The sequence below is a fragment of the Acinetobacter sp. 22323 genome, assembly GCF_052044895.1.
Classification (GTDB): domain Bacteria; phylum Pseudomonadota; class Gammaproteobacteria; order Pseudomonadales; family Moraxellaceae; genus Acinetobacter; species Acinetobacter schindleri.
Window position 1 is genome coordinate 34,180 of the sequence record NZ_JBQEOL010000019.1, and the last position, 15,682, is coordinate 49,861.

Sequence of the window (15,682 nt, forward strand, 5' to 3'; positions counted from 1 at the left end):
CTTTGTGATTGTTCTTAACTTGCGCATTAGATCATATGCTTATTTAGCACCTGTTGTGCAGCCTGTTCCACCTGGCCAATGCCTGCTTTAAGCTCATCGAGGCGTTTCATCACCTCCTGAACAAAGGCTTCATCAGCTTTGCGACGTTCTTTACGTAGGGTAGAAACAAACTGTTCAAAACTGCCTGTCAGCTGTTGCAGGTTCGGCGTACCCACATAACGTGTCGCGCCGTAGAGCCGATGCAGTACATGTTCCAGTTGTGGAAAATCTTCCAGTTCAATCAGCTGTTCTATTTCACTGAGTTCAGTTTCAAAACTGTCGACCAGCATTCTCAACAGATCTACGGCCAGATCTTCCTTATTGGCAGCCAGTTGCAGACTTTGCTGCCAGTCCAGAATATTGCTATCCAGAGCATCAATGACATTCGCACGTTCTAGCATGGGTGCCTTGCGGAAATTTTCCGTGGTCCATTGAGTCAGAATCTGGATGATCTGTTCAATCTGAATGGGCTTGGTGACATAATCATCCATGCCACCCTGTAGCAATTTATGCTTTTCATCAGACAGGGCATGTGCAGTCAGGGCAATAATTGGCAAACGTCGATGGTTTTCAAAGGTGGATTCCAGCGAGCGGATGGCACGGGTTGTATCCATGCCGGACATCACCGGCATCTGAATATCCATAAATACCAGATCAAATGGACTTAAACCTTCTTCATGACGTTGCTGGATAATATCAATCGCTTCCTGACCGCTAGTGGCCTTGGTCGTGGTGACATTCAGTTCACCCAGTAGCGCTTCCAGTACAATCAGGTTGGGTAAATGATCATCGACTGCCAATATATGCAGCCCTTGACCATTAAAGTCTTCATGAACCTCTTGATCGAATACGGGCTGGTTATTCAGGAGTTGAATCAGGGCACTACGGCTAAGTGGCTGGTATAGCGCACGGGCACGGTATTCATTCAGCATATTTGGATCAAGCTGCATCTGATAGCCATAGACTGCCAGATTGCCATGATAACGCGCACGAATTTCTTGTAGCAGGGCCTGACTGTCACCGCTATGATCAACGATTAGCCAGGTATTTTCAGTCGTAGTTTTTAGATGATTCAGACGGCTAAACAGATCCAGAATCGAAGCACACTCAGTATGCTTCACGTTATAGTTTTCCAGATAATGACGCAGTACATTCGCTGTTGCTGGATGTGCCAGATAAGAGACCACAGTCAGATTGCTAAAGTCTGGGTGTTCGATCACATCATCTTCATCGACCAGGAACTGGGCGGTAAACCAGAAGGTCGAACCTTTCTCGGTTGGGGCGCGTTCCTGGTTATCTTCAAAGCCGATCTGGCCATGCATCAGACTGACCAGCTGTTTGGAAATCGCCAGACCCAGTCCAGTGCCACCAAACTGACGTGTAACTGAGGTATCGCCTTGTGAGAAGGATTCAAACAGCTTCTTGCGGTCAGTGCCGCTGAGGCCGATACCACTATCCTGTACGCTAAAATGCAGCAGACATTGCCCGATATCATCGTGTTCCATTCGTACCCGCACGATGATTTCACCATCCGGCGTAAACTTGATCGCATTGGAAATCAAATTAGTCAGAATCTGCTTAAAGCGCAGTGCATCACCATTGACGCATTTTGGTACATTGTCGGCATAGTAGAAGGCCATATCAATATGCTTCTGCGCTGCCAGTGGCGAGAGCATGTCCATTACATCAAAAATCGCTTCTTCCAGATCAAACAGCGCCGTTTCAAGTTCTAGTTTACCGGCATCAATCTTGGAAAAATCTAGTACGTCATTGATCAGGGCCAGCAGATGCGCCGATGATTTGCGGATGGTTTGTAAATACAGACTCTGCTCATTACTTAAATTACCCTGACGCAGTAGCAAATGAATAAAGCCATCAATACTGTTTAATGGGGTGCGTAATTCATGTGAAATATTGGCTAAAAATACTGACTTGGCCTGATTGGCAGAAATCGCCTGGTCACGGGCCTGACGGTAGGTGATGTTCTGCACTTCGAGAGTGTCGAGGGTGCGGCGCAAGTCATCTTCGGTCTGTTCAGTATGTTCGCGCAGTTCCAGAAAACTGAAATGCAGCCGTTTTACCACATTGGCAATATCGCGCTGTAACAGGCGCAGTTCACCAGTACTGTTGATGACAATATGCTGATCCAAAGTATCCGCATTCAGGCGTTGTAACTGCATGCGGATTTCATACATTGGTGCAATCCAGCGGCGCGAGTAAAAATTTAGACACAATAAAAGTAGCAACAAGGTCAACAGGCCGGTGGCAATCAATACGATCATCACGCGGTAGCGAGCAATTTCGAGGGGTTGATTGTCCAGCTCAATCGCAAGCCAGCCCGGATTGCCCGTATTGTCATTAATGCGAACTGCAAAAATGTGATTATTCTGATTGATAATCGGGCCAACAAAACTAGCTTCCTGCTTCAACTTTGGCCAAGGTGCCTGGTCCTGAAAACCAATACCGAGGCGGTTTTTGCCTTGAGGATCCAGAATTGCAGCACGAATCAGATGCTTCTCATTGAGCATGTTTTGCATGGCATTGCGTGCCTGTTCATACTGCCAGGGGGAGTAATTGACAATATCCAGCGCAGATTCAGAAGTGGCCTGAAAACGGGTCAGAATGGCAATCGCCATCTGTTTTTGCTGGGCACGGGCTGCATTGGAGGTTTCTGTCAAAACTAGGGCTGCACCCACACAAGCCAAAATTGTAATTGGCACAAAGATCAGGGCAATCAACTGGCCGTAGGCATGATTTAAGTGTAGGCGTTTAAACAGCTTTTTATTGATATTTGACATGATTCAAGCAGTGTTTTCCTTATGCTCCGCATATTAGCACGCTTTAATTCTTCAGTTAAAATTTCATCAAGGTTTTTCGCAATATCAAATTAAACAGACTTTTTAAGAATAAATCTGGATATGAAAAATATTCAAATAGATAGCGTATAAAATGCTAAGAAATGAAAGCTTTTAAATCTGAAATTGACCTGAGAAATATTGAAATAACAGCGTTTAATTTACAAATAAGCTACTGACAGAAATAATGTTTTTTAATTTTTAGACCATGCTGCACGAGTTTTGATCGGTTTTCTGAAAAAGACTGGCTAAATGGGTGCAGGGAAATGCAAATTTTCATACAATAGCCGCACCTCGACATAGGTGCAAATAATGAGTAATACAACCCCTGATTTTCAAGCAGACGAATTTTTACTGGACTACTACGTAGGCAAAACGCCACTGGTACGTCTACAGCGTCTGGCAAATCACACTCAAGCGACAGTGTTAGCAAAGCTCGAAGGCAATAATCCTGCAGGTTCGGTGAAAGATCGTCCGGCCTATAACATGATCATGCAGGCGGAAAAGCGTGGTCAGATCAAGCCAGGTGACACCCTGATTGAGGCGACGAGTGGAAATACAGGGATTGCATTGGCGATGGTTGCGGCAATGCGCGGCTACAAAATGAAGCTGATCATGCCGAATAACATGAGTCAGGAACGTAAGGATGCCATGCGTGCTTACGGTGCCGAACTGATTGAAGTGACCAAAGAGCAAGGCATGGAGGGTGCACGTGATCTGGCACTGCAAATGCAAAACGAAGGCAAAGGCCTGGTCCTAAACCAGTTTGGTAATCCGGACAATGTTGAAGCGCATTATCTGACCACTGGTCCGGAAATTTGGCAGCAAACGGGTGGCAAGATCACTCACTTTGTCAGCTCGATGGGTACGACCGGTACTATTATGGGTGTATCTAAATACCTGAAAGAGATGAATCCGGATATTCAGATTGTGGGTTTACAACCTTCTGACGGTTCAAGTATTGCGGGGATCCGCCGCTGGCCAGAAGAGTATCTGCCAACCATTTTCGACCGTAGCCGTGTGGATCGTATTATCGATATTCCACAAATTGAAGCTGAAAAAACCATGCGCAAGCTGGCACAAAAAGAAGGGATCAGTGCTGGAACTTCTTCCGGAGGTGCAGTCTGGGCATCAATCAAGCTGGCAGAAGAAAATCCAGGTGCCGTAATCGTGTGCATTATTTGTGACCGTGGTGACCGTTATCTGTCTACAGGTTTATTCTCTGTACAAGATCCTGAATAATTCCTGAGTAATCAATTTATGCGCTTGCCTGTTTTAACGTTTGATATTGAAACCCAGACCGATCTTAAGTCAGGCGCACATCTGTTTGGCCTGGACCTGCCGGAACAAAGCCTGGATCAGGCCCTGACCAAACTGCGTCGTCAGGAATCGGGTTCTGATTTTCAGCGTCTGCCACTACATGAAATTGTCTGTATTTCCGGACTGTGGATTGATGAGCAGGGCATGAAACTGTTTTCCTTTAGTCGGGAACAGAATTCAGAAGCTGAAATTTTACGAAAATTTTTATCGATTTTCGATAAGCGTCATCCAACCCTAGTGAGTTGGAATGGTTCACAATTTGATTTGCCCGTGATTCTTTACCGGGCCATGTACCATGGCTTGTCTGCGCCAAGTCTGTTTGATCAGGGCGAAATTGATACGCAAAAGCGCTATAATAATTATCAGAACCGCTACCATCAGCGTCATGTCGATTTGATGGATGTGATGGCCATGTTTCATGCCCGTCATTTCCAGAAATTGGATGACGTGGCGCACTTGCTCGGTTATCCAGGCAAGCGTGGCGATGGTGGCTACCATGTGCCTGAATATGTGCGCAATCAGGAATGGGACAAGCTCACCAGCTATTGTGAAGGTGATGTCCTGAATACCTGGCTGGTCTATATTCGCTGGCAGTTGCTAAAGGGACAGTTATTGCTGCCTGATTATCAACATCTGGTACAAAGTACGATCCAGTATTTGCAAACGCAACCGCAGCATGCGGACTTTTTATCGGTCTGGCGTGAAACGTCGCGACGGACTGAATTTACTCAATTTGATTTTCCCATCTCCACACATTAGGTTTTCATGAAACATCGAGCTCAACCACGGCCCAAGCAGCAACCCGAATACATCTTCCAGGTTGAGTCACTATCGCACGAGGGGCGTGGCATTGCTCACTATGGTTCACATCCGGACCATCCAGCGGACAAGCACGGTAAAAAAGTTTTTATTCGTTATGCACTGCCCGGTGAAACAGTGCGTGCCCGAATCACCCGTGAAGTGAAAAAGCTGGAAGAAGCTGACTCGCTTGAATTGTTGAGTGAAGCCTCAGAAATTCGCATACAGCCCCCTTGTCCACATTTTGGAAGTTGTGGTGGCTGCAATATGCAGCATATCACTCCGGATGCACAGATTGAGCTCAAACAGAATGTGCTGAAATCGCATCTGCAACATTTTGCTGGAATTCAGCCAAATGAATGGCTGGCGCCATTGCGTTCACAGCGTGAAGATTACCGTCGTAAAGCCCGTATTGGCGTACGCTATTTACCTGGTAAAGACAAGCTGGTGGTGGGATTCCGTGAAAGCCAAAGTAACAAGCTGACTTCGATTGATCGCTGCATGATTCTGGATCGGGAGTTTGGCTCGGTTACACGTCTTAAACAATTGCTCCAAAGTCTAAATGGTAAGGCTGACGTTGGTCATATAGAATTGGCCATGGGTGATCAGGAAATCGCATTAGTAGTTCGTGAAACTGCACAATTACCTGAACAGGATGTCAACCAATTACGCGAATTTGCGTTACAGAAGGGGTGGCAGCTTTATATTCAGCCAGCAGGTCAAAACCAACTGACGCGTATTGATCAACCGCAATTGCCTGCGCGGCTGCATTACCGTCTGGATGATTTTGATGTTGAGTTTGGCTTTGATCCGCTAGATTTTACCCAGGTCAATTCCACAGTAAACCCGCAGATGATACGTCTGGCATGTGATTTGCTACGACTACAACCAGGAGAGCGTGTTCTGGATCTGTTTTGCGGATTAGGAAACTTTTCCTTGCCATTGGCGCGCTGTGTTGGTGCGAGTGGAAGCGTCGTAGGTGTTGAGGGTAGTGAAGAAATGGTGCAACGTGGTGCGGAAAATGCCAAAATAAATGGTATTGCACAACTTTCATTCCATTCGCAGGATTTAACCCAGGATTTTTCGCATCATTCTTGGGCAAATCAGGGTTTTGATGCATTACTAATTGATCCGCCTCGTTCCGGCGCAGAAGAAGTGATGCAATATATTCCTAAGTTTGGTGCAAAAAGAATCGTTTATGTATCATGTAACCCGGCAACTCTAGCCAGAGATGCCGGATTGCTGGTACAACAGGGGTATCGTCTGAGCAGGGCAGGTGTGATGGATATGTTCACACATACGGGCCATGTTGAGTCGATTGCCCTGTTCGAAAAAGAAAATTAAATAAACGATTAAAGAGATGATGTATATAAAAGTAGGAGAATGGTATGGTCACAGTACGTGAACAGCTGCCTGGGCGACTGAATGAGTTGTCACAGGAGGCGACTGTAGAACATGCCGATCAAGCCCTGCAGGATATGACCGAATGGTTAGATCGTGTACGCGGCATATTAGATGGGACCCCATTAAAACAGCTCGAAGAAGTCGCCCATCTTACTTTAGAAAATGAGTTAGAAACCACGGTTCAGCATCGCTCCAATACTTTCTATACCGGTATTGAGATGGCGGATATCCTTGCCCATTTGCATGTCGATGAAGACACTTTGTCTGCAGCCATGCTGTATCGTTCGGTACGTGAAGGTGTCACACCGCTTGCAGACGTACTGGAGAAATTCGGTGAGAGTGTACATGGCCTGGTGAAAGGCACTCTGTCGATGGGTAAGCTGTCCGAGCTGATTGAAAATAACAAACGTCTGGAAGACCATTTCAATAATAACCAGCGCGAGCATTTGACCGGCATTTACAAGATGCTGATCTCAGTCACCGAAGATGTCCGTGTGGTACTGATCAAGTTGGCCGAGCGTACCTATGCATTGCGTGAACTGGCGAAATCACCTCGAGACCGTCAGGAACGTGTTGCACGTGAAATTCTGACCATCTACTCGCCACTAGCCCATCGTCTTGGTATTGCCCAGTTGAAATGGGAGCTGGAAGATCTAGCCTTCCGTTATCTGGCACCAGAACGTTATAAAGAAATTGCTTCTTTACTGAATGAAAAGCGCTTGGAGCGTGAACATTATATTCAGTTTGTGATCGACAAGTTGCGTGGTGAACTGGCTGAGCATGGCATTGAGGCCGAAATTACCGGTCGGGTCAAACACATTTATTCGATTTATCGAAAAATGAAGAGTAAGGATCTGAGCTTCGATCAGCTCTATGATATCCGTGCTGTACGTGTCCTGGTAAATTCAGTACCTGAGTGTTATCACACTTTAGGTATCGTACATCAGATCTGGCGTCATATTCCGCACCAGTTTGACGACTATATTACCAATCCGAAAGCCAATGGTTATCGCTCACTGCATACTGCCGTAATTGCAGAAAACAAATCGCTTGAAGTGCAGATTCGTACCTATCACATGCACGAAGAGGCAGAGTTAGGAGTATGTTCACACTTTAACTATAAGGAAGGGGCAAAAACCACAGACCATTCCTTTAACCATCGTCTACATTCTTTACGTGCCGTATTGGAGCATTACCAGGAACGTAATGATGCCAGTGCACATAAAGATTCTGAGGCAGAAGTTGAGAATTTTGAACAGATTCAAGACTTTGAAGGCTTTGAGAAAATCTATGTGTTTAGCCGCGATGGAGATATTAAAGAATTGCCGCGTGGCTCAACAGTCTTGGATTTTGCCTATCATGTCCATACCGAAGTGGGTAACAAGTGCTATGCCGCACGAGTGAACCAGCGCTATGTGCCGCTGACTTATACTCTGAAAACCGGGGAACAGGTCGAGATTCTGACCAAAAAAGACCGTGAGCCAAACCGTGACTGGCTGGTGAACTCGCTTGGTTATATCAAGACTGCACGTGCACGTGACAAGTTACGTCACTGGTTCCGTCAGCAGGATCGCAGCAAGAATCTGGAAGTTGGCCGTGAGATTTTGAATAAAGAACTCTCACGTCTGGCAATTCACCCGAAATCGATCGACTTGGGCGATTATTGCAATCACTTTAATGTGAAGAGTGGCGAAGACATTCTGATTGGTATCGTAAATGGCGATATCAGCCTGCATGCGCTGATCAATCAGGTGAATCGCCATATGCACCTGGATCAGGATGAACCTGAACTGGTACTGAAGCCGGCGCTGAATCCACGTGCCAGTCATACTTTGTCTGCTCATGGTATTCTGATTGATGGCTTAGACAATGTTGAACTACATGTGGCGCAATGCTGTCAGCCTGTACATGGCGAGTCGATTGGGGGCTATATCACGCTCAATCGTGGAGTAAGCATCCATAAGGTGGCGTGTCCGGATTATGTGCGTATGATTTCGCAGGAACCAGAACGTGCCGTAGAAGCTGATTGGGAAATGCAGCCAACCCGTGGTCAGAGTGTCCAGATTGTAGTAGAAGCTTATGACCGCCGTGGCCTGCTCAAAGATCTGACGCAAGTGATCTTCTCTGATCAGATCAATATCCGTCAGGTAAATACCATTTCAGAAGCTGATGGTATTGCCAATATGAAACTATTGATCGAAGTCAAAGGTCTGGCCCAGCTGTCCAAACTGCTGGCTCGATTAGAACAGCAGCCAGGGATTATCAGTGCCCGTCGTTTGGTACAAGGTAATTAAATCTACTGATTAATTTGTCTAGAAAAGCCTGCCATTTATTGGTGGGCTTTTTTATTGTAAGGTGCTCAGTAGCACTTAATAAAAATGAAGTCACCCAATTGCGATGAGTACGACAGAACTATTTGAACGTAGACGGGAAAATCTGAGCAGGATCATTGATCAATGGATTGCCAGTCAGCGCTTTAAAACAGGCAAAGAGATCTGTGAATATTATGGCCTGTCTGCGACTTATGTCGCTCAGTTACTGAATAGCAAGCGCCAGATTGGAGAAAAGGCGGCTCGGGAACTGGAACAGCAACTCGGCTTGAAATCCATGAGTCTGGATCAGCAAGAGCTTCAGATAGAACAAGTAAAAAATACTCTGGTTCCTCATTTATATAGCATGCAGGCGGTGGAGCAGGAACTGTTTTGCTTAAAGCCTCTGAATGCTGTTCATTATGAAATAGAGCCTACTATTCAGTTGCAGGCGAATCACTATGCGATACAGATTAATGGTGAAGCCTATGCACCTACACTAAAATCGGGTTGGTGGTTGCTATGTGACCGTCAGCAGTCAGCTCAAACAGCTGATTGGCTTTGCATACAGTTCATCAATAAATTCTGTTTAATTTTAGAATTACAGCGAGAAACTGAGCAGGAGTTACAATGTCAAAGTCTGGATGGCAAACGTCAGGTTCGTTTTCAGAAACAGGACGTTCAGCAAGCTGAGGTAGTGATCGCCATCCTGCATCCAGAACAGATTCAACGGCGATAAAAAAGCCCATCTGTAGATGGGCTTTTCATATTTTAAAAGAAGGCTGAAATTATGGAATTTCGTTTTCTTCCTCAAACTCAGGTTTCACTTGCACAATGAAATCCTGACGGTTCAGGCCACGCCATAAAGCAAAGGCTGTACCGATATAGATGGATGAATAGGTACCTACAAAAACACCAACAAACATTGCGATCGAGAACCATTTCAAACCATCACCACCCATGATCATCATGGCTACGACTACCAGCAATAACGTCATAGAGGTATGAATGGTACGACGTAAAGTTTCAGTCAAGGCAATATTGATGATTTCCAATGGTTCAGCACCACGGATTTTACGGAAGTTTTCACGAATACGGTCAGAGACCACGATGTTATCGTTGAGTGAGAAGCCGATAATCGCCAACAACGCTGCCAGTACGGTCAGGTCGAATGGCCATTGCATCATGGCAAAGATACCCAGTGTCACCACGATATCGTGGAACAAGGACAGTACTGCACCAATCGCCAGCTTGAATTCAAAGCGGATGGTGACATAAACCAGCATCAGCAGCAGGGCAAGGGCAACCGCACCTGCAGAACGCACGTACAGCTCATTACCGACCTGACCACCAACCACATCAACTTTTGGTACTTCAGCTGCATTACCTGGCAGCTGAACTGCTGTGGTAATGGCTTTGGTCAAGTCTTCTGCTTCAACATCTTCCTGAACAGGCATACGCACCATCAGGTCACGATCTGACCCTAAGGTTTGTACCACAGCATCATTAAAACCAGCTTCACTCAATGCCTGAGTAACTGATTCTGGCTGAACCGGATTAGTATAGTTCAGCTCTGCTGCCACACCACCAGTAAAGTCCAGACCCAGGTTCAAGCCTTTAGTGGCAATAAAGAAGATGCTGGCAACCGTTAATAAAATTGAAAACAATGCCGCAGGCAAAGCAATTTTCATAAACGGGATAACACGTTCGTGATCCGGGCGGCCGTATTGTTTTGAATTAGGTTGAGTATTCTCAGTCATCAGTGATCTCCTTAAATGCTCAACTTTTTCAAGTTACGTTTTTTGCCATAGATGATCTGTACAATCGCACGAGTTACAGTAATTGCTGTAAACATCGAGCAGACAATACCAATCATCAGGGTCACGGCAAAGCCTTTGATCGGGCCGGTACCAATCGCGAACAGAATGAACGCCACCAGGAAGGTAGTTAAGTTCGAGTCGAAAATGGTGTTATAGGCTCGGTCATAACCGGCCACAATCGCCTGTTTCGGCGAAGCGCCCCATTTCATTTCTTCCCGTATTCGTTCACAGATCAGGACGTTGGCATCGACCGCCATACCAATGGTAATCACGATACCGGCAATACCTGGAAGGGTAAGCGAAGCACCAATCCATGACATGACTGTCAGGATCATCGCCAGGTTAAATACCAGCGCAAAGTTGGCAATCACACCAAACAGACGGAAGAACACGACCATCCAGATCGCCACCAAGATAAAGCCGATTTGGGTAGACAATACACCTTTATCAATGTTTTCCTGACCCAGACTTGGACCAATCACACGTTCTTCAACAAAGTACATTGGCGCGGCCAGTGCACCGGCACGTAACATCAAGGCAAGTTCAGATGCTTCCTGTGGAGAATCCAGACCGGTAATACGGAACTGAGAGCCCAATACCGCCTGAATGGTTGCCGCGTTAATTACCACAGATTCGGTATATGGCGTACGAACTTCAGTTTGCTGACCTGTTGCAGGATCTTCAACATAGCTGATCTTCTGCTTGTTCTCGATGAACAGTACAGCCATACGTTTGCCAACGGCATTACGTGTGGCATCCGACATGAGCTTACCGCCCGCAGCATCGAGGGTAATGTTCACCTCAGCACCACCAGTGTCCTGGCTAAAGCCACTTGAGGCATTTTGAACACGTTCACCCGTCAGAATACGGGTACGGTTCAGCAATAACTGACGACCGCTGTCCAGAGATTCATAAGCAAATGCTTCAGTACCAGGGGGCAATGTACCTGCTGCCTGACCCGTATATGGATCGATATATTGATCGTTCAGATCTGAGACCAGACGGAACTCGAGGTTTGCAGTACGGCCAAGGACACGTTTTGCCTCAGCAGTATCCTGAACACCAGGAAGTTCAACCACAATACGGTTGCTGCCCTGAGTTTGTACCAGTGCTTCAGCCACACCTAGCTCGTTAATACGGTTACGTAGTGTGGTTAAGTTCTGGTTGACTGCATAGCTTTCAATTTCCTGCTTACGCACATCGGTATAGTTCAGGCGCAGGGTAGATCCGGTATCCGTCGCTACAGCCTGCTGGGTGAACTCATTGTCATTACGGCGCAGAAAGTCCATTACCGCAGAACGATCATCATTATTGGCAAACTGCATGGTAATGGTGTTGTTGCTAAGGGTCAGGCTGTTGAATTTCAGATTGTTATCACGTAATTGACGACGCAGGTCAGTTGCCGATGTTTCCATACGCTGCGCAATCGCCTTGTCCATATCCACTTCTAGCAGGAAGTGAACACCACCACGTAAATCCAGGCCCAGCTTCATTGGCTTGGCGCCAATTTTTTGCAGCCATTCTGGTGTTGTTGGTGCAAGGTTCAATGCTACAACATAATCATCGCCCAGGCCGCGACGCAGTGCTTCCTTGGCTTTGAGCTGTGCTTCGCTAGAATCAACACGAAGTAAGGCCGCATTGTTGCTGAAGCTGTTGTCATGAGTTGCAATATTTTCAGTTTTTAATAATTGCTCTGCTCTTTGTACGATGCCCGCATCGATCTGAGTGCCGGCTTTGGCACCCGAAATCTGTACGGCAGGTTCATCTGGATACAAACTAGGCAGGGCATATAATGTACTGATCGCCAGGACAACCAGGATCAGTACATATTTCCATGCTGGGTAACGCATTTGTTTTCTTCTTAAAATTAAAAAGTCGTGCAGGGAGCACGACTTCTTTTGATTAAATGTTATTTAAAGTGCCTTCAGGAAGTACTGAGACCACGCTCGCACGCTGAACTTTTACTTCTACGCCACGGTTGAGTTCAACCACAGCAAAGTCACCTTCAATTTTTGTGATTCTGCCCATTAAGCCGCCTGCAAATACCACTTCGCTACCAACACCCAGACTTTCAATCAGTGCACGATGTTCTTTGGCACGTTTAGATTGAGGACGCCAGATCAGGAAATAGAAGATTGCTACGAATACCGCAATCATCAAAAGGTTCGCCATCAGGCTTGGTTGTTGTGCAGCTTCACCTGCAGCGTGAGCAGTCGAAATAAATAGGCTCATTTACATTTTCCTAAACTAAAAATGGTTAATTAACTGAATGATAATAAATTGACTTGTTCTGCAATTTACCTTGTCTTTTTCTTTAGCGCAAATACTGAAAGATTAATCTTCAGGACAAGGCGGCACTTGCATGCCACGGCGGGCATAAAAGTCCTCAACAAATTGCTCGAATGTGCCTTGATCCAGTGCTTCGCGCATCGCTTCAGTCAGGCGCAGGTAATAGCGCAAGTTATGAATCGTACCCAGCATAGAACCTAGCATTTCACCGCATTTCTCCAGGTGAAACAGGTAGGCACGGCTAAAGTTTTGGCAAGTGTAGCAATCGCAGGCTGGATCAAGCGGACTTTGGTCATGACGGTATTTCGCGTTACGGATACGTACTAAACCGCCGGTCACAAAATAATGACCGTTACGTGCATTTCGGGTTGGCATTACGCAGTCGAACATGTCGACACCACGGCGTACTGCTTCCACGATATCTTCCGGTTTGCCGACACCCATCAGGTAACGTGGTTTGTCTTCCGGCATTTTCTCTGGAAGATAATCCAGCACCTTGATCATTTCTTCTTTCGGTTCACCAACAGACAGACCACCAATGGCATAACCATCAAAGCCAATTTCAAGCAGGCCTTTTAAGGATTCATCACGCAAATCTTCGTACATACCGCCTTGAATAATCCCGAACAGGGCATTGCGGTTTTTCAGTACGTCGTGATGTTGAGTCTTACAGCGTTTGGCCCAACGTAAAGACAGTTGCAGCGATTTCTGTGCTTCTTCATGCGTTGCCGGATAAGGCGTACATTCGTCAAAAATCATCACGATGTCAGAGTTCAGGGTGTGCTGAATGTCCATCGAGATTTCAGGAGACAGGAATACTTTGGAACCATCAATCGGCGAGCGGAAGGTCACGCCTTCTTCCTTGATTTTACGCATCGCACCGAGGCTGAACACCTGGAAGCCACCAGAATCGGTCAGGATCGGGTTGTTCCATTTCATGAACTGATGCAGACCACCATGTTCACGGATGACGTCCAGACCTGGACGCAGGTACAGATGGAAGGTATTGCCCAGAATTACCTGAGACTTAATTTCTTTAATGTCACGAGGCAACATGCCTTTTACCGTGCCATAAGTCCCCACCGGCATGAACATTGGGGTTTCAACCACGCCATGCTCAAGCGTTAAACGGCCACGACGGGCACGGCCCGACTGCGCTAATTTTTCAAACTTCATAGGAGTTCCAAATCAAGGCGAAAAAACAGTTCGCTGATTGTTAATGCTAAAACCGGCTATTTTCCTTGATTCTGACCGTAAACACCAGCGCTCCATCCAGTCCGGGCTGTTTTATTTATGTTGCCTGTATGAATAAAAAATGAAGAATAAGCTTGTGATCTAACGTTCAAACTGGCTGATGTGCTCCTGAATTTCCGCTTGTGTCATGGCACAACTGCCATCAATTTCAGTTGCCATCGCTGCGATATGCTGGATCAGTTTCTGGATATAAAAATTGGCATCGACAAAATGCGGTTCCAGGGTCAGTAAATAGGCCTGATGGGCAACATGTAAATAATCATAAGCTTCTAACTTGACCAGCTGCGCCAGATCAATCAGCAGATCTTTATCGTTCTGGTTTAGCTTAAATGACTTTGACATGGCAGGTTGATTGGCAGGCTGTTTGCTGAACAGAAACTGTTGTCTTAATGGACTTTCCTGATTTAGAGAAATAGCCGATTGGAATTCTATTTGTGGCTGTGTTGGCATATGGATAAAAAACACAATCCGGTTTAAGTCCAAGCCATAATCCTGTTCTAAAGCATCACGTGCCTGTTGAAAGAGCTTTAACAGTACATCCAGCGTATTGGCCTGATCGGTCTTGCTATGTTCCAGCAAAGGGTTGCCGAAACTATGCTGGTTCTTGAAATAGCTGTCCAGCAGTGCACGAAACTGCGTCATACCGTTATTAGAACTGTGGACGGTACGGTAACGCCATTTCGCTGCATTCCAGCGTTCAGTTTCAGGCAGATACTGTGCACGATCTTCCTGATCATTAAAAATACTACGTTCGGTTGATATGGCGAGGTAATCCACTCGCAGAAACTCGTCAAAGACCAGGCTACAGGCATATATTCCGTCGTCACTATAATGATCATAGAGTTGATAAAACTCCTTGATCAGGACTTCCTTTAAGGTATCGAGATGATCCAGCATAGTTTTAATTCTTTATTTTTATTTTGAAGCAAAGTGCCTTAGCTGGAATCTCCTGATTCATCGCTAAGGCAGTTGGATATTTCTTATCATCGCATAAATATACGTCAGGGTTTAAAAATTCGGACGATAGTCAAAACTTTGGGTCACGGCCTGATCGCGGAAGGGACGCACAGCTTTCTTTTGTAGCAGCATGTTATTGACTATATTATGCGGGAAAACCTGAATCTGGTTATTGAACAGTTCAACATTACGATTATAGATACTGATTGCGGCACCGACATTTTCATTCTGTTCTTCAATTTCATTCATCATTTTCAGATAAATTTCATTGGCTTTCAATTCAGGATAGTTTTCGATCACCACATTCAGATTATGCATCAGCTCCCGGTTCAGGCTTTCAATGCGCTGTAACTGCCCAATATCGGCATCTTTAATATTCAGGTTCATGATGTTCTGACGCAGTTCAGTCACTTTCTCCAGCGTGCCTTTTTCGAAACTGGAATACTGCTCGACCAAAGGTTGCAGGCCATCCAGAATTTTCAGTTTCTGCCGTTCATAGCTGGCAACATCAGACCATGCACGAATTGTGGCATTATGATAACGTACGATACTGTTGCGGATCATGATGATGGCAACAATCACCAGAATCGGGATAATGACAAAAACAACAAATCCCATAAAAGCAGTCCCCAGAGAA

The 15,682-nt window shown here is 45.9% G+C and carries 12 protein-coding genes; 5 read left to right on the forward strand and 7 right to left on the reverse strand.

The genetic code is table 11. The features are described from left to right. Nucleotides 1-26: 26 nt before the first annotated feature. Entirely contained in the window at nt 27-2,837 is a 2,811-nt protein-coding gene (locus tag ACTJIX_RS12330) for a GacS-like sensor histidine kinase (RefSeq protein ID WP_004891395.1), read from the reverse strand. A gap of 369 nt (nt 2,838-3,206) precedes the next feature. Between ACTJIX_RS12330 and cysM the strand changes: the two genes are divergently transcribed. The 5 genes from cysM to ACTJIX_RS12355 all read left to right on the forward strand — a co-directional run bounded on the left by cysM (nt 3,207) and on the right by ACTJIX_RS12355 (nt 9,464). Further along, nucleotides 3,207-4,136: a cysteine synthase CysM gene (gene cysM / locus ACTJIX_RS12335; RefSeq protein WP_004891398.1), complete on the forward strand. Its 930-nt coding sequence runs from the start codon at nt 3,207-3,209 to the stop codon at nt 4,134-4,136. Nucleotides 4,137-4,154: 18 nt separating this feature from the next. Then, nucleotides 4,155-4,973: a 3'-5' exonuclease gene (locus ACTJIX_RS12340; protein WP_004891401.1), complete on the forward strand. Its 819-nt coding sequence runs from the start codon at nt 4,155-4,157 to the stop codon at nt 4,971-4,973. A 6-nt stretch (nt 4,974-4,979) separates the two neighbouring features. Then, the gene (rlmD, locus tag ACTJIX_RS12345) at nt 4,980-6,356 is read left to right on the forward strand and encodes a 23S rRNA (uracil(1939)-C(5))-methyltransferase RlmD (protein ID WP_262478751.1); all 1,377 of its coding nucleotides are present in this window, start codon (nt 4,980-4,982) and stop codon (nt 6,354-6,356) included. Nucleotides 6,357-6,400: 44 nt separating this feature from the next. Next, on the forward strand, nt 6,401-8,710 hold the full coding sequence (locus ACTJIX_RS12350; RefSeq protein WP_103800337.1) for a RelA/SpoT family protein: 2,310 nt from the start codon (nt 6,401-6,403) through the stop codon (nt 8,708-8,710). Between the two features lie 103 nt (nt 8,711-8,813). After that, nucleotides 8,814-9,464 carry a hypothetical protein gene (locus ACTJIX_RS12355; RefSeq protein WP_004891409.1) on the forward strand — a complete coding sequence of 217 codons (651 nt, stop codon included), beginning with the start codon at nt 8,814-8,816 and terminating at the stop codon, nt 9,462-9,464. Nucleotides 9,465-9,513: 49 nt separating this feature from the next. Here ACTJIX_RS12355 and secF read toward each other — a convergent pair whose 3' ends face one another. The 6 genes from secF to ACTJIX_RS12385 form a co-directional block, all read right to left on the reverse strand. Continuing rightward, nucleotides 9,514-10,488, reverse strand: coding sequence for a protein translocase subunit SecF (secF, locus tag ACTJIX_RS12360; protein ID WP_171058629.1), 975 nt, complete (start codon nt 10,486-10,488; stop codon nt 9,514-9,516). Nucleotides 10,489-10,496: 8 nt separating this feature from the next. After that, nucleotides 10,497-12,395: a protein translocase subunit SecD gene (secD, locus tag ACTJIX_RS12365; protein WP_004891415.1), complete on the reverse strand. Its 1,899-nt coding sequence runs from the start codon at nt 12,393-12,395 to the stop codon at nt 10,497-10,499. 52 nt (nt 12,396-12,447) lie between these two features. Continuing rightward, nucleotides 12,448-12,777, reverse strand: a complete 330-nt coding sequence (yajC, locus tag ACTJIX_RS12370) for a preprotein translocase subunit YajC (RefSeq protein ID WP_004816064.1) — start codon at nt 12,775-12,777, stop codon at nt 12,448-12,450. A 102-nt stretch (nt 12,778-12,879) separates the two neighbouring features. Beyond that, nucleotides 12,880-14,010 carry a tRNA guanosine(34) transglycosylase Tgt gene (tgt, locus tag ACTJIX_RS12375; protein WP_004816067.1) on the reverse strand — a complete coding sequence of 377 codons (1,131 nt, stop codon included), beginning with the start codon at nt 14,008-14,010 and terminating at the stop codon, nt 12,880-12,882. A 159-nt stretch (nt 14,011-14,169) separates the two neighbouring features. Further along, the gene (locus tag ACTJIX_RS12380) at nt 14,170-14,985 is read right to left on the reverse strand and encodes a DUF4303 domain-containing protein (RefSeq protein ID WP_440611481.1); all 816 of its coding nucleotides are present in this window, start codon (nt 14,983-14,985) and stop codon (nt 14,170-14,172) included. Between the two features lie 111 nt (nt 14,986-15,096). Then, the gene (locus ACTJIX_RS12385; protein WP_163165019.1) at nt 15,097-15,663 is read right to left on the reverse strand and encodes a LemA family protein; all 567 of its coding nucleotides are present in this window, start codon (nt 15,661-15,663) and stop codon (nt 15,097-15,099) included. Nucleotides 15,664-15,682 lie beyond the last annotated feature (19 nt).